This window comes from Neobacillus vireti (assembly GCF_036962345.1).
GTDB classification, from domain to species: domain Bacteria; phylum Bacillota; class Bacilli; order Bacillales; family Cytobacillaceae; genus Neobacillus; species Neobacillus vireti_A.
Genome location: NZ_JBALNB010000005.1, coordinates 1 through 20,997, shown reverse-complemented (window position 1 = coordinate 20,997; position 20,997 = coordinate 1). Strand labels below are relative to the sequence as shown.

The 20,997-nt window shown below is 36.9% G+C and carries 16 protein-coding genes and 2 pseudogenes; 17 read left to right on the top strand and 1 reads right to left on the bottom strand.

All coding sequences use genetic code 11. The annotated features are described in order from the left end of the window. Positions 1-91: 91 nt before the first annotated feature. Entirely contained in the window at positions 92-1,222 is a 1,131-nt protein-coding gene (locus V7108_RS04050) for a GntR family transcriptional regulator (protein WP_335567412.1), read from the top strand. A gap of 76 nt (positions 1,223-1,298) precedes the next feature. Here the strand turns inward: V7108_RS04050 and V7108_RS04045 are convergent. After that, positions 1,299-1,421, bottom strand: a pseudogene (locus V7108_RS04045) (ATP-binding protein); the annotation flags it as partial. 931 nt (positions 1,422-2,352) lie between these two features. On the opposite strand from V7108_RS04045, the gene V7108_RS04040 reads away from it, so the two are divergent. From V7108_RS04040 to V7108_RS03960, 16 genes and pseudogenes are all read left to right on the top strand, one after another. After that, a complete protein-coding gene (locus V7108_RS04040; protein WP_335567411.1) occupies positions 2,353-3,297 on the top strand; it encodes a carbohydrate ABC transporter permease in 945 nt (314 codons plus the stop codon). Continuing rightward, positions 3,298-4,137 (top strand): carbohydrate ABC transporter permease, encoded by an 840-nt coding sequence (locus tag V7108_RS04035; RefSeq protein WP_335567410.1) that lies wholly within the window; start codon positions 3,298-3,300, stop codon positions 4,135-4,137. A gap of 33 nt (positions 4,138-4,170) precedes the next feature. Continuing rightward, positions 4,171-4,827, top strand: coding sequence for a YesL family protein (locus V7108_RS04030; protein ID WP_335567409.1), 657 nt, complete (start codon positions 4,171-4,173; stop codon positions 4,825-4,827). Between the two features lie 153 nt (positions 4,828-4,980). After that, positions 4,981-6,328, top strand: a pseudogene (locus tag V7108_RS26850) (ABC transporter substrate-binding protein). Positions 6,329-6,427: 99 nt separating this feature from the next. Then, positions 6,428-7,939, top strand: coding sequence for an arabinosylfuranosidase ArfA (arfA, locus tag V7108_RS04015; protein ID WP_335567575.1), 1,512 nt, complete (start codon positions 6,428-6,430; stop codon positions 7,937-7,939). Between the two features lie 109 nt (positions 7,940-8,048). After that, positions 8,049-9,560, top strand: coding sequence for a glycoside hydrolase family 43 protein (locus V7108_RS04010; protein ID WP_335567406.1), 1,512 nt, complete (start codon positions 8,049-8,051; stop codon positions 9,558-9,560). 42 nt (positions 9,561-9,602) lie between these two features. Next, positions 9,603-9,881, top strand: a complete 279-nt coding sequence (locus V7108_RS04005; RefSeq protein ID WP_335567405.1) for a hypothetical protein — start codon at positions 9,603-9,605, stop codon at positions 9,879-9,881. A 370-nt stretch (positions 9,882-10,251) separates the two neighbouring features. Then, a complete protein-coding gene (locus tag V7108_RS04000) occupies positions 10,252-11,427 on the top strand; it encodes a ParM/StbA family protein (RefSeq protein WP_335567404.1) in 1,176 nt (391 codons plus the stop codon). Beyond that, positions 11,424-12,131 carry a hypothetical protein gene (locus tag V7108_RS03995; protein WP_335567403.1) on the top strand — a complete coding sequence of 236 codons (708 nt, stop codon included), beginning with the start codon at positions 11,424-11,426 and terminating at the stop codon, positions 12,129-12,131. The genes V7108_RS04000 and V7108_RS03995 overlap by 4 nt, the downstream gene beginning before the upstream one ends. A gap of 860 nt (positions 12,132-12,991) precedes the next feature. Then, a complete protein-coding gene (locus tag V7108_RS03990) occupies positions 12,992-13,678 on the top strand; it encodes a GntR family transcriptional regulator (RefSeq protein WP_335512285.1) in 687 nt (228 codons plus the stop codon). 52 nt (positions 13,679-13,730) lie between these two features. After that, on the top strand, positions 13,731-14,870 hold the full coding sequence (locus V7108_RS03985; protein WP_335567402.1) for a Gfo/Idh/MocA family protein: 1,140 nt from the start codon (positions 13,731-13,733) through the stop codon (positions 14,868-14,870). Positions 14,871-14,935: 65 nt separating this feature from the next. Next, a complete protein-coding gene (locus tag V7108_RS03980; RefSeq protein WP_335567401.1) occupies positions 14,936-16,039 on the top strand; it encodes a Gfo/Idh/MocA family protein in 1,104 nt (367 codons plus the stop codon). Between the two features lie 83 nt (positions 16,040-16,122). Continuing rightward, complete coding sequence (locus V7108_RS03975) at positions 16,123-17,091, top strand: ABC transporter permease (RefSeq protein WP_335567400.1); 969 nt, start codon at positions 16,123-16,125, stop codon at positions 17,089-17,091. 13 nt (positions 17,092-17,104) lie between these two features. Next, complete coding sequence (locus V7108_RS03970) at positions 17,105-17,965, top strand: carbohydrate ABC transporter permease (protein WP_335567399.1); 861 nt, start codon at positions 17,105-17,107, stop codon at positions 17,963-17,965. 81 nt (positions 17,966-18,046) lie between these two features. Beyond that, positions 18,047-19,660, top strand: a complete 1,614-nt coding sequence (locus V7108_RS03965; RefSeq protein WP_335567398.1) for an extracellular solute-binding protein — start codon at positions 18,047-18,049, stop codon at positions 19,658-19,660. Between the two features lie 168 nt (positions 19,661-19,828). Next, complete coding sequence (locus tag V7108_RS03960; protein WP_335567397.1) at positions 19,829-20,476, top strand: YesL family protein; 648 nt, start codon at positions 19,829-19,831, stop codon at positions 20,474-20,476. The last annotated feature ends 521 nt before the right edge of the window (positions 20,477-20,997 follow it).

Genomic DNA, 20,997 nt, shown 5'->3' with positions numbered 1-20,997 from the left:
TTATTTAGGTTGAAAGCGGTTTCTACTGATAGAAAAATAGAATTACAAACAAAGGAAATAAATTTTTTTTAATTAAGAGAGAGGTGTTTCTATGAGTACAAAATATGACATTGTGAAACAAGAAATACAATCGAGAATACTGGATGGAACCTATCAACCTCATCAAAAGATATCCTCAGAAAGTGAATTAATGAAGCAGTTTGGGGTTAGCCGTCATACAGTTCGTGCAGCGATTGGGGAGCTTGTCAATAAAGGATGGCTATATCGGGAACAAGGGGCAGGTACTTTTTGTGCCGACAGGTCACTGGATAATAGGTCATCAAGTGGAGTTACTCAGAGAAATATCGCCATTATTACTACCTTTATTTCAGATTATATTTTCCCTTCCATCATTAGAGGGGCAGAATCCTTTTTAAGCCAACATGGCTACAATGTTAGTCTTTTTAGTACCAATAATGATCATGAGAATGAGAAAAGGATCTTAGAGAAAATATTAACAGAACCCTTTGATGGAGTCATTATTGAACCAACAAAAAGTGCCATATCAAACCCAAATATAGGATATTACCTAAATATGGAACATCAAAACATTCCATATATTATGATACATGCTTATTATGAAGAATTGGAGCCGTTAAGTATTACGATGAATGATGAGAAGGGCGGTTATGTTCAAGCGGAACACCTTATTCAATTAGGGCATACGAACATTGTTGGTTTTTTTAAAACGGATGATCTTCAAGGTGTGAAAAGAATGAAAGGCTTTATAAAAGCACACCGCCATTATGGTGTTACCATTAATCCAAATGGAATTGTGACGTATGATTCAAGTGACAAAGTAAATAAACCGATACAGACTTTTATGAAACTATTAGACCAAGGTGTTAAGCCAACGGCAATTGTTTGCTATAATGATGAGCTGGCGATTAGCATGTTAGAAGTACTTCGAGAGAAGAATATCCGTGTTCCAGAGGATTTTTCAATGGTAGGCTTTGATGATTCTCTAATCGGAAGACTGACCGCAGTAAAATTAACGACGATCCAACACCCGCAAAGTAAGATGGGGGAAACAGCAGCAAAGATGATTGTAGATTTAATCAAAGAAAAGAATAACCAACCAAAAAAAACAAATAATAAAGTACAGTCCATTATATTTGAGCCTAGTCTAATTGTACGTAACTCTACCAAAATCTTAGAGGGAAAAACAGTAACAACTAAATAAAGTTTTGAGATGTCAACAACGGTTTATTTTTCCCCGATTACAACGGTACAAAATCCCCCAATTTCAGCGTCCAACCTTAAATCGGTTGAACGCCTGCCCGTTGTTTTTCTCCTAATCTATATGATTGTCCTATAATATTGAAAGTTGTTGAGTGATGTAATTAGCGATCGAGGATGGCTGTTGCTAAAACGTCATCTCCAAGGAACGGTGTTCCACTTTTGGACCAGAGAGAGGATTGTGACCGGTCGCCAAACTTTTCGTTGTCACTTTACTCTCTTCTTTTTAGTTTTCTTTATAATGTTTTAGCTGAGCAATCGATTTGGTAAACCCTTTAATTATTGGATGTGTGGCAATGCGACATGGAGGTTACGATCTCTATGTCTTTCATTCTCGAATATCCTAGAATAAAAAATTCCCAATCCTTTAACATATTGCCTCTCTACTCAAAAGATTTTTTTTCGAGATAATTATCTGTTATTTTTAGGGGATTTAATCTTCGGTTTATACACAGAGGAGTGACATTTGGACTCGTATGGAAATATATAACAAGATTAATATAGAGTAAAATATAAAAAAATTAAGAATTTTGACATAAATCAAAAAATACTATTGAAAATTGTTTCTAAGTTTCATATAATTTCTTTAGGACACATACGGACAAGTTTGGATAAATTACTTAAGATATTAAAATACGTTCGTATATTTAGGTAAGAAAGAGTGGTAAATCCTTTTAAATTTGTAAGCGTTAACATCAATGATTAATGACAAACTCCGTTTAATCTTAACAAAAGAAAATGGAAATATAAAGGAGGTGCCTTAACTAAAAGATAGTTAGATAAAATTTCCAGACAAATAGCCACGAGTAAGGAAGAAAGTCGTTCAACTGTTTATTTACTCTTTACTGTCAAAATACACAACATCTAAGAGATAAAACCATAAAGAATGATCAGTTCTTTCCATGGAAACTGCTATAGTAATTACCTCCAGTTTGTAACAACACAGAATTACCACTACATAAGATATAGAATTTAATAAAATAAGAATAAAAGAAGTTTTGAAGAAAGTTTAACTGGTCGAACGCTAACCTAAGAAAGAATAATCACAGCGTATTTTCTAAGGGAGGTTTTCTAATGTTACCTGCGTCAAGTACACCACAAGAACTTGCAACTTCTGTCAAGCGAAAAAGTAAAATGCTTAATTTTTTTAATTCGAAAAAAGTAGTTCCCTATATTTTTGTATCACCGTTCATACTGTCTTTTCTAGTTTTTTCCTTATATCCGTCTATCAAAGCTATTATTATGAGTTTCCAGAAAGTATTGCCGGGTCAAGTTACTTTTATAGGTATGAATAATTATTCGAGAGTTTTCAATCCCATTTTTTATAAAGCGCTCTCAAATACAACCATCTATGTTGTTTTAACAGTAGTCATTTTAACGATTATACCTATCATACTTGCGGTTCTATTAGACTCAAAATTGGTAAAATTTAAAACACTTTTCCGTGCTTCGTTATTCTTGCCTTCTCTATCTTCAACCATTGTAGCTGGGATGGTTTTCAGACTTATGTTTGGTGAGACGGATACAGCTGCTGCAAACCAGATTCTTAACTGGTTTGGTATTGAATCAATGGATTGGAGATACCAGGCTTGGTCTGCAATGTTTTTAATGGTAATCCTTTGCAGCTGGAAATGGATGGGGGTAAATATCCTCTATTTCTTAGCCGGTCTCCAAAATGTTCCGAAGGAATTATATGAAGCGGCAGAAATAGATGGAGCTACAACCTTCCAAAAATTCTGGAATGTTACTTTGCCTTTCTTAAAACCGGTTACCATCTTTGTAGCCACTATTTCTGTTATCGGTGGATTTAGAATGTTTGAAGAAAGCTTCGTGTACTGGGAAGCCGGTTCGCCGGGAAATATCGGTTTAACGGTTGTAGGTTATTTATATCAACAAGGTATTCAACAAAATGACATGGGATTCGGTGCGGCAATTGGCGTTATCCTAATGCTAATCATCTTTGTAGTAAGCTTTATCCAGCTTATTCTAACAGGTGCCTTTAAAAAGGAGGGCCAATAGATGGAAAAGAAACAATCTAAGACAATTCCGTGGATTGCAAACATTGTGTTTTTAATTATTTCTTTTTTGGCTCTGTTTCCAATTATCAACCTATTGATTTCTTCTCTTAGGCCTTCATCGGAATTGATGCGAAATGGAATTAGCATTACGTTTGATCCAAGCACGATGAGTTTTGATAACTATATGTATATTTTTACACAAGGGGGGAATTATTGGAGCTGGTTTATAAATAGTTTGGTGATAACTACAATTACTATTGTACTTTCTCTATTCTTCTCTTCCATGGTAGGATATGCTTTGGCATTATATGACTTTAAAGGGAGAAACTTAATCTTCGGATGTGTGCTATTTATATTGATGGTGCCATTTGAAATTCTGATGCTGCCATTATTTCAGTTAATGATCAACTTGAATTTAATCGATACTTATGCGGCGGTTATTCTGCCTGCAGTCGTTGCACCAATGGCAGTGTTCTTCTTTAGACAGTATGCGCTGGGTCTTCCGAAGGAATTAATGGATGCTGCCAGAATTGATGGTTCAAATGAATATGGTGTCTTCTTCAGAATTATGCTTCCGCTTATGACGCCATCTTTGGCTGCGATGGCAATTCTTCAAGGATTAGGAAGTTGGAACAATTTCTTATGGCCATTAATTGTATTAAGATCAAATGATATGTTTACCTTACCGATTGGTTTAGCAACTTTATTAACTCCATATGGTAATAACTACGATATATTAATCGCCGGTTCAGTGATGACCATTATACCAATTATCATTCTATTTATCTTCTTCCAGCGTTACTTTGTTGCAGGACTTACTGTTGGCGGAGTAAAAGGATGATTTAAGGCAGTAGATAAAGAGGTGGCTCTTAAAATGAATGGAAAACAAATTGTGACAAAACTAGATTATTTATTTCATTGGATTGTACGCCTTGTGATATTGAATGGACTTTGGATTTTATTTTCCCTCCTTGGATTGTTTGTGGTCGGGATATTCCCGGCTACAGCTGCCGTATTAGGTGTAGCTAGAAAATGGATGATGGGAGATCAGGAAATTAAAATTTGGAATACATACAAACAAATTTACCGGAGTGAATTTTCTTCGGCGAATGGAATGGGTTGGATCCTTTCTGTTATTGGAATCATTCTTTATTTAAATTATCGGGTGATTTTGAATCATGCTGGGGAATTTGTTCTTGCTGTCCCATTTGCGTTTTACTTGCTGGTATTTTTCTATATCATTCTCGTAATCTGGTCGTTTCCATTATTGGTACACTACAAAGCTACTTGGAGGCAGCATTTTAAAAATGCCATCATTATTGGTTTAACCAAAATTCATTATACGATTGTATGTGGTGCCACAATCTTTGCAATCATTTATTTTTCGCTTGGCTATCCCGGTATCATACCCTTTTTCACAATAAGTCTAATTGGGGTTGTATGCATGTGGTTTACATCACAGATTTTTCAACAACTGGATCAAGCAGGAAACAATCAATCATTAAAAATTAGCAGAGTGATGAATTCATAACGGCTTTAAATTCAAAGTAAACACTTGAATGCAAGCGTTTACTAAAAGAGAATCTAATGGTGCGTAACTTAGGGAGGTGATGTATTCTCTCCGTTTAACATATTATATCTCTTTCCATTTTTTAAAAATAAAATTTAGGGGGAAGACAAAAAAATGAAAAAGAAAAGTTTATTAACCATCCTATGTGCCTTAATGATGGTTATGTTAATGGCATGTAGCGGTGGTGGCGGCAAATCAACCTCTGGAGAAGAAACAACCGAAAAGGAAGTAATTGGTGGAGATGAGAAAGGGGCTACTGAATTAAAGTTCTGGACCTTTGCTGAATTGCATATGGACTTCTTTAAGGATGCGGTACCTCGCTGGAACGAACTACATCCGGATAAAAAGGTTAAACTTGTGGCCGAAACCTTCCCATTTGATCAGATGCACAATAACCTATTGCTGGCATTACAATCTGGTAAAGGAGCACCTGATATTGTTGATATCGAAGTTTCCCGTTTTCCTAACTATTTGCAAGGTGAACCACAACTTTTACCTATGAATGAATTTGTTGAGCCTGAAAAGGATAATTTCATTGAATCACGTCTTGACCTATACTCTAAAGATGGCAAGTATTATGGTATGCCAACACACGTTGGGGCAACTGTCATGTATTATAATAAAGAAATTATGGATAAAAGCAGGCGTTGATATCGATTCCATCAAGACATGGGATGACTATGTTGAAGCAGGTAAAAAAGTAGTCGAAAACACTGATGCTTTCATGACGAATCTACAAACAGGAGATATTATGCAATTCCAGGCGATGATCGCCCAGCAAGGCTCAGATTTTACTGATAAAGAAGGAAATATAACTCTTGATAATGATAAGAATATAAAAACACTTCAATTTTTAAGTGATATGCTTAATAAGCATAAAATTGCTGAGGTAATGCCAGGTGGAGAGCCGCATGCTGAAGAATATTATGCTTATATGAATGAAGGAAAAGCGGCTTCTGTTTCTATGCCTTTATGGTTTATGGGCCGTTTCACAGATTATATGCCAGACCTAAAAGGTAAAATGGTTATCCGTCCTTTGCCTTCCTGGGAAGAAGGCGGCGGCCGTTCAGTTGGTATGGGTGGAACAGGTACAGTTGTTACAAACCAAACAAAACATCCTGAGCTTGCAAAAGAATTCCTGGCATTTGCAAAGCTATCAAAGGAAGGAAACATTAAGTTATGGACAGTCTTAGGATTTGATCCTCCACGCTGGGATGTTTGGGAAGACCCTGCTATTCGTGAAGATAACAAGTTTTATCAATACTTCGGTAATGATATCTTTGATACATTGTTAAGTATTAAAGATGAAATTCCAAATATTAATGTAAATGAAAATTATCCAGATGCTGTAACTGAAATAGGTACAAACACATTGAACAACGTCCTTAGACAGAATTCACAAACTCCTAAAGAAGCCCTGAAACAAGCACAAGAAACGGTAGAAGCAAACACAGGTAATTAAAGTTAAAGTGAAGGGTCTGCTTACTATTGATATTAAGTTTGACCCTTTTCAGCCAATTTAAAATCAAAGATTTATAGAATATGATACTGAGGGGAGAAAATCATGAGTAAAAAGGCAAAAATGATTTTGGAAAAGGATTTTAAAATTTCTGAAATTGACAACCGTATCTACGGCTCCTTCGTTGAGCATTTGGGTAGAGCAGTTTATGGGGGAATTTATGAACCGGACCATCCTCAAGCTGATGAAAATGGCTTCCGTCAAGACGTAATTGAAATGGTAAAGGAACTTCAAGTTCCGCTTGTCCGTTATCCTGGCGGGAACTTTGTTTCTGGGTATAACTGGGAGGATGGAGTAGGTCCGGTGGAACAGCGTCCACGCCGTTTGGACCTTGCTTGGCGTACAACTGAAACAAATGAAATCGGAACAAACGAGTTCGTGAAATGGGCAAAACTTGTCAATGCGGAAGTCAATATGGCAGTAAATCTTGGAACACGCGGAATTGATGCAGCAAGAAATCTAGTAGAATATTGCAACCATCCAAGCGGTTCCTATTATAGTGATTTGCGTGTTTCCCATGGATACAAAGAGCCTCATAAAATTAAGACCTGGTGCCTTGGAAATGAAATGGATGGCCCATGGCAGATCGGCAACAAAACGGCTGTGGAATATGGACGAATTGCGCAAGAAGCAGCCAAAGTAATGAAATGGGTTGACCCGACGATCGAGTTAGTTGCATGTGGCAGTTCAAGCCGTACCATGCCGACATTTGCAGAATGGGAAGCAACTGTATTAGACCATACATATGATCATGTAGAGTTCATTTCCTTGCACCAATATTACGGTAATAGAGACAACGATATTTCCAATTATTTAGCTAAATCTCTTGAAATGGATGACTTTATCAAATCGGTTATTTCCATTGCGGACTATATTAAAGCAAAGAAGCGCGGGAAAAAGAACATTAATCTATCATTTGATGAATGGAATGTTTGGTACCACAGTAATGCCCAAGATAAGTTAATCGAGCCATGGACGATTGCACCTCCTCAGCTTGAAGACATTTATAATTTCGAAGATGCTTTATTGGTCGGTTGTATGCTAATCACTTTGTTAAAGCATGCTGATCGTGTGAAAATCGCTTGTATGGCCCAACTAGTGAATGTCATTGCCCCAATCATGACGGAAGAAAACGGAGCCGCCTGGAAACAGACTATTTTCTATCCTTATATGCATACATCTGTATATGGACGAGGAGTTTCACTAAACCCTATTATTTCAAGTCCAAAATATGATAGTAAAGATTTTACGGATGTTCCTTATTTGGAATCAACCGCTGTATACAATGAAGAGAATGAACAGTTAACGATTTTTGCTGTAAACCGTCATTTACAAGAAGGTTTGGAATTAGAATGTGATATTCGTAACTTTGAAGGATATCATGTTGTGGAGCATATCGTGCTTGAAAACGATGAATTAAAACAAACTAATTCAGCTAAGAGCACGCCGGTTGCTCCCCATTCAAATGGTAATGCCGCGATTGAAGATGGTCTGGTTACTGCTGTATTACCGAAATTATCCTGGAATGTTATCCGTTTAGCTAAACGTAAATAGGTTAAAATTTATTTCCATATCGTTTCCTTCTACGAGAGGGTAACGATATGGAAAAATTTTTTTAAAAAATAGATTTAATATAGAAATAAGAGGTGTGGAGATTAAACATATGAGTAAAACCATTTTAACCAATCCCATTATGTGGGCAGATGTCCCCGACGTAGATGTGATAAGAGTCGGAACCGTTTATTATATGGTTAGTACAAGCATGCACACCTTGCCTGGGTGCCCTATCATGAAGTCGGAGAATTTGGCGGATTGGGAGATCATCGGATATGTATTCGATACCTTGGAGGAAAATGATGCCCATAATTTGATGGATGGAAAGAACATATATGGACAGGGCTCCTGGGCGGCAAGCTTGCGCTATCATAATGAAACGTTTTATGTATGCTTTTCAAGCAACGATATGGACCGGTTTTATATGTATCAGACGAAGGATATCGAAAGTGGAGAATGGAAGCGCTCTACTTTTGAAGGGAAATTACATGATCCAGCTTTGTTTTTTGACGAAAATAAAGTGTTTATTATTTATGGCTGTGGAGATATTCGCATTACAGAATTGATAGAAGATGCAACGGCAATAAAACCCGGAGGGGTGAACCAGTTATTATTGGTAACGGAAAAAGAAAATATTGGGTTGCGATGTGAAGGCTGCCACGCCTACAAAATAGATGGGCAATATTATTTATTATTCATAGAATGGACAACAAACGGCAACCGCCGAAGAAGGCAGATATGCTACCGCTCAGATCAACTTTTGGGAGAGTATGAACGTAAAGTGATTTTTGATGATGATATGGAGTACCACAATAAAGGAATCGCACAAGGAGCCATTTTTGATACGCCAGATCATGAGTGGTATGCCATGTTGTTTCAAGATCATGATGCTGTTGGCAGAATTCCCTATGTTTTATCGGTTAACTGGGAAGATGGATGGCCGATGATTGGAATCGATGGAAAGGCACCAAGGAAATTGGAACTAAACATGCCTTCTACTTCTAGATGGCCATTGGTGATCAGTGATGATTTTGATCATAAAGAAAATAAACTGGCATTGAATTGGCAGTGGAATCATAATCCGGACAATAATCTATGGTCGTTCACGAAACGTCCAGGCTATCTGCGTTTGGAAACTGGCCATTTAGCCAATAGTGTTTTGTATGCTCGAAATACGTTGACACAAAGAACGGAAGGCCCTTCCTGCATCGGAATAACCATGATGGAAATTTCAAACATGAAGCCTGGCGATCATGCCGGGTTGGTTGCTCTCCAGAACAGCTTTGGGACTGTTGGGATTAAGACAGAAGAGAACGAATGCTATGTAGTAATGTGTGTAAATATTGGTGATGGTAGTGAAGAAGTAGTAGAAATGATTCCTTTTTCCGGAAATAGGATTTTTGTGAAAGTGGAATTTAACTTTGAGGATAGTCTAGATCTGGCAGAGTTTTTCTATTCTGAAGACGGAGAAAACTGGTGCAAGGTTGGTTGTCCATTAAAAATGAAGTATACTTTAGATCATTTTATGGGTTACCGTATTGGCTTATTTAATTATGCTACTACCAAAATTGGCGGTTTTGTTGATTTTGCTTATTTCCACTATGAAAAGGATTCCATTTAAATAATATCCACTTTCTTAAAAATTAGGGAGTGGTTTTGTATCTTGTTTAGGAATAATGGAAAATTAGCACATTCATCACCCGCTTTACCTCAAGATGAAATATTAAACCTATTAAAAGTAAGTACAGGTGATAGCTGGGTCGTTAGAAATTGGAGTAATGTTTCTGAATGGACAGCAGACACTGCCTTAGCTGTGCTGCTTAAAGACTTAAAAGCGGCATATAACGAAGGGCTTAAACACAATGTGACGTTACCATTCAATGCCTTATCATCTACACAATTATTTAATTCGATGGGAAAAGAGAAACCCGAAGCCAAGTAATGGAATAAAGTCACCTAATGATACAATCTCTATAATAGGAAAGTGTTCTGTGTTGAACAGAATGCTTTCCTATTTTGTTTACCGTTAACATTAAAGCATAATTTAACAATAAATTAGGGATACCGGGGGCAGTCCTCATCTCAAGTAGAGCGTTAATATGTCGGGGGACTGGCCCCGTTATCTATAACAATTTACGGATTTTATGTATAAGTTACGTTTATGCTTAGAAACTGAGTTTACTAAGTTTGAAGTACAACATAAAGTGGAATATTAAATTATCAAAATTTAAAAAAGTATTAACATATTTAGACAAATAGAAGAGAAGAATATATACTTACTATAAGGAAAAAGTATGAAATGAGGAGAAAAAATGGAAATAATGCGTCAAAATGTCGATTTTGGTAATTCTATCTTTCAAACCCTTGTGGATGGTTATTATTTTGAGGTTCCTACAAATGTAGTAGAAATAACGAAGGAAAAGGCAGACGGCCACTATCCGTCTACTTTTAATGATCCCCAATTCCTTCTTCAAAATATGCTCATTTCAACTAAGATAGACGGTGTAGAGAAATATTATCTGGTGGGCGATTCAGCGGAAAAACAGGTGTTAGGAAATATTCATATCAACAAGCTGCATGATAAAACAGAATCTGAGATTCCTTATGTGATGTTCCTGGCTTCAGTGGCCTATTACAATGTTTTAAAGGGAAACGGCAAAGAAGATAACAAAGTGAACATTAATTATTTTTCAACCATGCTTCCAATTTGGTTACTCAAGAAAACAAATAAGTTCAGTGATATGCAAAATAAAATGGCCAGCCGATTTGAGGGGGAGCACCAGGTGGCGATTTTAACTCCAGGATTTGAAAGAGTTATTTCCATTCACGTCGAAACAAGCAAATGCCGGATTGAAAGCGAAGTTGCTCGTTGGGCAATAAAAAAAGATTTTGATTTACAGGATCGTGAGGAAGCCAATTCATTTAAAAACTATGAAACCCTAATTGTGGATTTAGGGGGAGGGACTGTTGATCTTGCCTTGCTCCAAGCAGGACTTCAAGCTCCTAAGAGCAGGGATTCATTGAACTGCTTTGCAGACATTTCGTACTTAAAGCATATAGATAAACTGAGAAGTGAAAAGTTACTTGAGTACTTTTCGGATGTTCGCTCACTAGAAGAATTCATTATTAAAACAATCGAGAAAACGAAAATGGAGCAACAGGATGGAAATAGTGGTAAAAAAGTTGATCTAACTGAGCGAATCCATGATTCATTAAGGGAGTACACGCAAATTTTATTAACGAAAATTGAAAGCACTTTCCCATCCCCTAAAGATAAGGTCTATAAATATGTTTATATAGGTGGAATTGCTTGGATTCTTAAACGCTTCATCGAGGAATCACTAGATACAAGATATGGCGTCGAAATTAGAGAGCAAAATCATCTATTCCTACATGATTCAAGAAAGTTAAATTTGTATGGACTAGAAATTTTAAGCAGACATGAAACAAACGCTGCTTTTGCATTAGAAGGGGAGAAGAACGTATGAGCAACAAATATCATCTTCATGGTGATAAGTCCGCTTTCGGAGTGAACAATATGGATTCACATCTGGGTGCACAGATGTTTGCACCATTTTACGCTCTATCAAACTTTTTTTTAACGGCTGCTAATCTCCAAACGGATATGTTTAGAATAATGAATTTGGAATCAGGAAATAAAAACGAACATGTAGGGTTGACTTTAAATACTTCGAAAATCTCTCCAAAGGTGTATTCATTTCTTGAGGAAAAAGCACAAGCAAATGAACTGGAGGATTATATATCGAAGCTTGTTGAGCTGGATATGGATAAATTTGAAAAAGAAGAGACAATCGATACACTTCGTGAAGAGTTTTTAGCTAAGATCAACCTACTTAAACAAGATTTTGCCTCCCGTTTCAATGTTGATCGTATTGGGGTGGGGTCCGTTCAAACAAACGAGTTACGGGATTTTGTAACGAAACTCGGTGAGCAAAAGTTAGATAAGGATCAATTCCAAACGTTGTTAAAATCCCTTCGCAGCGAGTTATTAAGTGAGATTAACTTACTTAAAAATGAACTTACTGGTCGTCCAGTTGATCCTGCTAATCCAAGTAACACAAAGCCTGCTGTGGAACAAACTAATAAAGTGAACGATTTGAAAGAAGGGCAATTGCTTGAAAGTGATCGAGTTACAGGGACTATTAAAGAAGTTATAGATATGGATTTTTAAAATATGAAGTAGAATAAAATTAAATGATATATAAATAGTTAAAAAGTCAGTAAAACAAAGACTTTACACAATTATATAATACTAGATGGAACCAAGAAGATATTTTCCCTCTAACTTAAAAACGGCTTGAGACCTGCGTGTAAGGTCTGGTGGGTTCGATTCCCACGCAGTCCCGCCAAACATATATATAAGGGTTTAGGACGGTGTTTTAGAAGTTATTTGGTAACATTGAATTTTAAATCATTTACATGGGTTATTTTTTAATTGGCTGCTCGAATTGAAGGGCGGCTTTTTTTTGTATATTTGCTAACACTTGAGTATGTATGTCCATCTTGCTGCCAATTGTCAAGTGCCTAAAACGTTCGAAAATAATGGCCATTAGCCCATATAAGCATTTCAACTTTTGTTGTTTTGGTGGAGTTCTGCAACATTTCTGGCTAACACTCCTTTTCACGTATCGCAGAGTCCCTTCGAATCAAACGACGGAGATTTTTTTGCGTTTTTTGTAATCTTTTAAAATAAAAAATTGTCAAATTTTCGAAAACACTAACTAATTATATGTAATTTTCAGGCTAAATTAAATATTCAAAAAAATTGTTGAAATTGGTATGAAAAAAATATATAATCCTAGGTATACTAGTATATTAGTTATACTAGTGTGATTTAAATTCTTTACATATGTATTTTTTTTACTAGTATCTGTAAGCGTTATCAATCGTTAGGGGTGATAAGGGACGCGATACTAGCTATTAGAGAGGCTTTAGTATATTTATTAGAGAGAATTGTTACTCAGGAACTAAAAGGAAGATTTTGGTATAGGTATTACTGATTATGAATGGATGGTCAATTAGAGGTGGAGTATGAAATTATTAGCGGAAACAAAAGTAGATAATAAAGGGTCTATTAGGGAACATGTTTATACTGCAATAAAGACCCAAATTTTAAAATTAGAACTTGAACCTGGAAGTAAGATTTCTGAAAAGGAAATAGGTGAAACATTACAAGTCAGCAGAACACCGATAAGGGAAGCTTTTCTAAAACTAGCACAAGAAGAGCTTTTGGACATCTATCCTCAAAGAGGAACCTTTGTTTCAAGGATAAATTTAGATCAAGTAGAAGAAGCAAGGTTCATGAGAGAAAATATTGAAAGAGGGATAGTACGGCTGGCATGTGAACAGTTTCCAGAGGATTATTTCATCCAATTAGAAACCAATATTGCCATGCAGAAATTATTTAATGAAAAGAAAAATTTTACGAGGCTATATGAATTAGACGATCAATTTCATCAAATTCTTTTTGAAGGTTGTAAGAAAAGCAGAACTTGGGTCATTTTGCAGCAGATGAACACCCACTTTAATAGAGTAAGAGCTTTACGTACATCCTCAGGTATGAAATGGGATTTTATTATTCATCAGCATGAACAGATTTTTAACCTTATAAAAAGCAAGGACGCAAATTCTGTAGAGAAGGTAATAACTGAGCATTTACAGTTAGTGGTAATTGAAAAAGCCTTATTAAAGGAAAAGTATCCAAATTATTTTAATTAAGATTCGTAGACTTCTTCGACCTTTGCAAAAAATATCTATGGGGAGGCAGAAAATGATTAATGTAGCAATTATTGGAGCAGGAGCTATATCACCCGCACATGTTAAAGGATATTTGGAGTTTTCGGACAAATGTAGAATTGTAGCCATATCAGATATTTATCAGGAAAAGGCAGACAAACTTGTTTACGAGTATAATCTCGAAGCTATCACGGTAAAAGATTACAAAGAACTGCTAAACCGAAGAGATATTGATTTAATTTCAGTTTGTACACCTCCATATACTCATGCTCAAATAGCTATTGATTTCTTAAATGCTGGTAAACATGTTTTGGTTGAAAAACCAATGGCGTCTTCGTTAGAAGAATGTGATGCTATGAATGCGGCCGCCCAAGGAAGCGGTAAAACTTTATCGGTTGTGGCTCAGAATCGTTTCCTTAACCCGATGATGAAGTTAAAAAACATACTGGAACAAGATTTAATTGGTCCAATTGTCCACGTTCAGGTTGATTCCTACTGGTGGAGAGGTCACTGCTATTATGATTTATGGTGGCGCGGAACTTGGGAAAAAGAAGGTGGCGGACCTACGTTGAATCATGCTGTTCATCATATTGATATATTCCAATGGATGAATGGAATGCCATCGGAAATAACCGCTGTGATGAGTAATACCTCTCATGATAATGCGGAAGTAGAAGACATCTCGATTGCTATTGGACGATACAATAGCGGGTGTTTGGCACAAATTACAAGTTCTGTCGTCCATCATGGTCAAGAACAGCAATTAATTTTCCAAGGCAAAAATGCCCGGATTTCATCACCTTGGAAATTAAAAGCATCTAAATCAAAAGAAAATGGATTCCCAGTAGAAGATACTCAATTAGAAGAAGAAATTCAAAGTGCTTATGATGCCCTTCCGGATATTCCATATGAAGGACATCCAGGTCAGATTCACAATGTGTTAACAGCAATCGATACTAATTCAGAAGTTTTGATCGATGGGAATGAAGGCAGAAAAACGCTTGAATTAATCACAGCGATTTATGAGTCGGCAAGCTTTGGAAAAACGGTAAAACTTCCATTAAATGAAGAAAGTCCTTTTTATACTAGAGAGGGATTGTTAAAACATTCCGTTAAGTTCTATGAAAAAACTAAGGTCATTGAAAACTTCGGCACTAGCTCTATTACTTTATAAAAATGGTTTTATATTGAAGAAGGGATAAGTCATTATCCCTTTGAAGAGATGGAGAGGAGAACCAAATGGATAAAATGGATGGAATGAATTATGCTCCAAAAGGTCATGTTTCGAAAGTAGTGAAAGCGGGGGAATTTCCTTTCGCAGTTATTGGCTTGGATCATGGTCATATTTATGGAATGTGTAATGGATTAATGGAAGCAGGCGGGGAATTAACCCATGTATATGATCCAGATCCTCAGAAGGTAAAAGCCTTTTGTGAAAAATATCCTGGGGTAAAGGCAGTATCATCAGGAGAAGAAATCCTTGAGAATCCTCAAATTAAGTTGGTGGCGAGTGCATGTATTCCTTCGGACCGAGGTCCTTTAGGCTTGAAAGTACTGGACCATGGTAAACACTACTTTGCCGACAAACCTGCATTTACCAAAATAGAACAAATAAGAAAAGCTCAGCAAAAAACAGCTGAGACGGGACTGAAATGGGGAATCTACTATAGTGAACGTCTCCATGTCGAAAGTGCTGTGTTTGCGGGACAGCTTATTGAGGAAGGGGCTATAGGCAGAGTGGTCCAAGTAATTGGAACAGGTCCTCATCGTGCAAATGTGAACAACCGTCCAGATTGGTTTTTTGATCCAGAATCATTCGGTGGAATTTTATGTGATATTGGAAGCCATCAAATCGAGCAATTCTTGTATTATTCAGGTGCTAAAGATGCACAAATCCTTCATAGTAAGGTGGCGAACTACAAATTTAAAGAATACCCATTCTTCCAAGACTTTGGTGATGCCACGCTGGTCGCAGATAATGGAGCAACCTTTTATTTTCGCGTTGACTGGCTGACACCTGATGGTCTTGGGACATGGGGAGATGGGCGAGTAGTGATTTTAGGAACGGAAGGATATATAGAGGTTCGGAAATATATTGATATCGGCAGAGAGAGCACCTCTAATCACGTATATCTAGTTAACCATGAAGGTGAAAAGCATATACAGGTGACAGGGAAGGTAGGATTTCCGTTCTTTGGTGAATTTATTCTCGATTGTTTAAATGGAACAGAAAATGCCATGACGCAAGCTCATGCATTCAAGGCGGCAGAGTTATGCATTGTAGCTCAAGAAAAGGCTGAATTTATTGAAACAGCAGATCAAAAAGTGAAACTGAACTTATAAAATTTTTAACTTGAGAAAAAAATAGCAGGGGCGATTCTTCGATGCCATCGTCTATTTCATTAGTATAACGGAGGTCGTAGTTTATGAAAGTAATAGATAGTAATCTTGCTCTGGATAAAAAGACTAGCATTGAAACGTCACTGATAAAGAAGAAGGGATTCCTTTATTATATAAAGCGTGATTTTATAATCTACCTTATGTTGGTTATCCCGCTGGCATACATATTGATATTTAAATATGGCTCCATGTATGGCATACAGATAGCCTTTAAGGATTACAACATGTTTACGGGATTGAGCGAGAGTACATGGAATAACTTTGCAACATTCAAGGAAATATTTGCAAATCCACAATTTTATCAAGTTGTTAGAAACACATTGGTGCTTAACGGCTTGGATTTAATTGTAGGATTTCCGGCACCAATCGTTTTAGCTATCCTAATAAATGAACTGGCATTTAAAAAGTTTAAGAAAATTAGTCAGACAATTCTGTATATGCCGCATTTCCTTTCCTGGGTTATTATCGGCGGAATTGTTACTCAGTTGCTTGCCCCTACAGGAATGGTAAACTCATTAATTACCCGTATGGGTGGAGATGCATTACCGTTTCTAACGGACAAATTGGCATGGGTTGGAACTTATTCTTTAGTTGGAGTATGGCAGAGTGCAGGGTGGGGGACAATTTTGTATCTTGCTGCTATGACGGGAATTGACAAAGAGCTTTATGAGGCTGCTGACGTGGATGGTGCAGGAAGGCTAAGGAAAATTTGGCATATTACACTGCCGGGTATAAGACCGACCATTGCGATTCTTTTGATCTTGCAACTCGGACATATTATGGCGATAAATTTCGACCGTCCATTCACCCTGCAAAACAACCTTGTTATGGACTATGGTGACGTTATCAGTACCTATGTTTACCGTGTAGGTATTCAATCTGCAAATTTTTCAATTGGTGCAGCTGTTGGTCTGTTCCAATCCGTTATTTGCTTAATCTTTCTGGTATCTTCCAATTTTATTACTAAGAAATTAGGCGGGAAAGGAATATGGTAAGGGGGTGCTTACAATGTCACAAAAATTAAGAAATAGAGTTTTTGACTATTCAGCAGCATTTATTGTTTTAATAGCGGTTTTTATATGCCTGGTTCCTTTTCTATATGTTCTTTCGGCATCACTTAGTTCCAATAGGGCGATTATATCCCAGTTGGTTACGATATACCCTATAGACTTTAATATAGAAGCCTACAAAGTAGTATTCGGTGACGGCGGTATGTTGTACTCATTGTTTTTCACTGTGATTCTGGTCCTTTTATACGCGGTTCTTGCATTGTCTGTTACCGTTTTGGCAGCGTACGCAATGAGTAGAAAAAGGCTCAAGGGCAGAAAAGTAATTATGTTAGTAATGGTGTTTACCATGTATTTTAGCGGTGGTTTGATCCCAGATTATATGCTTATTAAGGACTTAAATCTTTTGAACACTCCATATGCACTGGTTTTACCGAGTTTGATGAGCGTATTCAATATGATTATATTGAAATCGTTCTTTGAGAACTTGCCGGAAAGCCTTGAGGAAGCTGCATATCTGGATGGCTGCAATGACCTGCAGATACTGCTTAAGATCATGCTGCCTCTTTCCAAGCCGGCACTCGCCACAATCGCTTTACTATATGCGGTATTCAGATGGAATTATTTTCAAGACGCTCTTTTCTATATTACGGACGAGAATCTGTATACAATCCAGCTTAAGCTGTACAATGTGATCAATATTTCACAGCAAATGGCTGGAGAGAATATCAACTTAAATATTCCATCAGAGGCACTAAAAGCAGCAAGCATTATGTTTGGTACAGTTCCGATTCTTCTCGTATACCCGTGGCTCCAGAAATACTTTGTATCTGGCATAACCATTGGTGCAACGAAAGGCTAAGATGAGTTTGTGAAAGAGATTATTGTAATCTGTTCCACAAATTTATATAAAAATTTATATATACAAAAGGAGAGGCTTTCTATGAAGGTAAAGGCACTAAAATCTATCTTTGCTTCTTTCACTGCGCTGGCACTTGCCACTGCTTTGGTTGGTTGTCAGAGTACAGCATCAAGTGACAAACAAAGTAGTACAACAGAAAAGACAACAGATAAGACAACAGAACATCGAACGTTAAAGGTTGAAGTTTTTGACAGAGGCAAACCCGGTCAGCCAGATTTAAATAATAACTACTGGACAAAGTATATCAACGATACGTTCGGCAAGAAGTACAATGCAACGGTAGAGTTTATTCCAGTTCCTAGAACCCAGGAAGTAGACAAGTTAAATGTATTGATGGCAGCAGGTGAGGCACCTGATATCGTCTTTACCTATAACCAGGGTACTGTTTATAATTATGTACAGCAGGGTGGATTGGCAGACCTTGATTCAGTTCTTAAGGAGCATGGATCTACCCTCACAAAATATCTTGGGGATGATTTATTAAAGTATGGAAAGTTTGACGGTAAGCAGTTTGCCATACCAGGTAAGAGAACGGTACTCCTGGGCATGAATACATTCATCCGTAAAGACTGGCTGGATAAACTCGGTCTTCCTGTTCCTACTACTCCAGAAGAGTTCTATGAAACGATGGAGGTATTCAAAGAGAAGAATCCAGGGAATGTAAGCGGTGTCATACCTTTTGGATATGCACTTCAACCTGCTTATCCAGGAATCGGTAACATACCGGATGCCTTTAAACCATCTGACCTGTCTCAAAAAGATTTTGCTACAATGCAGACAAGTCCCGGTTACCAGGCCAACTGGAATTTACCAGGATTTAAAGAAGGTGTTCAATATGTGAACAAGATGTATAATGCAGGCTTGATTAGCCCAGGTTTCGCTACTGACAAAGATGCAAAACAGCTAGATGCAGATATTTCCAATGGAAAAGTTGGAGCATTTATCACGAACTGGGATGGTCCGTACAGAACAGCTCCTGGTACCCTTACCAATCTTAAAAATAACGTCCCTGGTGCAGATCTGATCCCTATTGATCCTTGGAAAAATGACGCAGGAAAGACTCCTAAGGCAGGATACTCTCCTAATGGCATGTTCATTCTTGTACCGAAAGCAAGTAAAAATGTTGACCTTGCGATACAATATCTTAACTGGATGGCTGACCAAGAGGTAACGCTCTTCTTACAGAATGGTGAGGAAGGTGTAGATTACAACATGGTCAATGGTGTTCCAGTTCAGACAGGAACTACAAATGAAGGTGAAAAGATGATGACTGTTGCAAACAATCTCGACTATGATATTCTTTCAAATGGTATCGAGCTTGGTGATAAAGAAAAGAACGTTGCAGCTGTTTCCGCAGGGTATCCAGGTTTTGAAAAAGAAGTAGAGAATGCATTAAAGGTTGGGTCTGTGGATTACTATGCTCCTTACTACTATTCAACACCGAATTCTGCTGACGCCAAATACAATACCTCGCTTAAAGATTTTTCTGCTCAGATGCTTGCAAAATTAATTTCTGCTAAGCCATCTGAAGTAGACAGCCTGTACAAAACATTGGTTGACCAGTACATGGGTCAGGGCGGAAAAGCGGTTGAGGATGAGTATGTAAAGAATTATAATGCTCAAAATAAGAAATAATTAATAGATTACCAATTAGGAAACTGTCTCATTATGAGGCAGTTTCCTAATAATCTACTTGTATTATAAAAAATAAAAACACAAATACATATTGTTTCGTAAGTAAATGCTGGTTGGTAATGACCGATTATAGGTAATAAGTAATTAAAAAGGGCGGTGTGGTTCACTATGTTACAGATAGACGGTTGGTTATATCGGATGTGTACTTGGATTTATCATTTTACCCTTTTAAACCTTATATTCTTAATTAGCTGTATACCGATTATTACAATATTTCCCGCGACGGCAGCTGCTTTTGGAGTAGCAAGACAATGGGTAAAAAAGAAAGAACCGCCGATTGTCTCAACATACATTCAATTATTGAAAGAAAATTTCAGACAAAGCATGGTTGTCGGAGTTTTTATTTTAATAATGGGTTTGTTGCTTTATGGAGATTTCCAAATCATCACAAAAATGGACTCAAACATAAAAATCGCTCTATACATGTTTTTCTGTTTAATGACGGTTTTCTATTTTATGGTTGTTTTACATGTGTTTCCGTTAATGGTTAACGGTTACTATACAGGCAAACAGTTACTTATAAATGCCTTGAAATTTGGCTTGTATAAATTTCATCTGACCTTAATCAATATGATTTGTCTTTATGGGTTATTATTTATTTCTTTAAAATTTCCAGTCATCTTTATTTTCTTTTTCTCAAGTATAGCTATTTTCATTACCTATTGGCTTAGTGAACTGAAATTTACACAGTTTGCCGTTGAAAATGGAAGTAAGTCTAAAGAGAACCGTGATTTGCAGGCAGGAACAAGTGGATAAAACTTCATAAAATTTATTACTTTTATTGTGTGGTATTAATAAGCTTGCATGAGCGGAACTATCTTTAATTATACATAAATACTGTTTGGGCTAATATCAAACAGTCTTTGGAGCCTCCTTGCTATGTTAGGACATCCCCCGATGAAGCGCAAGGAGGCTTAATTGTTTCCAATATATAGCTTAGTACCTAAGTCTAACAAAATACTTTCATGGATGGATTATAATTTATTTTCTTAATTACTGGATATGCCGTAGCCAATCCTCCTTTATTAATTCTTTGTGTTCATTTTATGCCTCTGTATCTCCAAAAAGGGCGAATCCTAATAATTTGAAAAATTAAGCTTGCTGCCGTTTGCAATATGTGGGGAAATCGACTATAGTCGCCTAACTAAAGACAGCAATCCTCCGCCTCCACTTTCAATCTTAGCTTCAGGTCGATAATTCCCATCAATTTTTGGTTAACTCACCATTTTCATTACGATTGTAAGGCTGCCAAGGCGCTCTTTTTCTTACGATTAGTC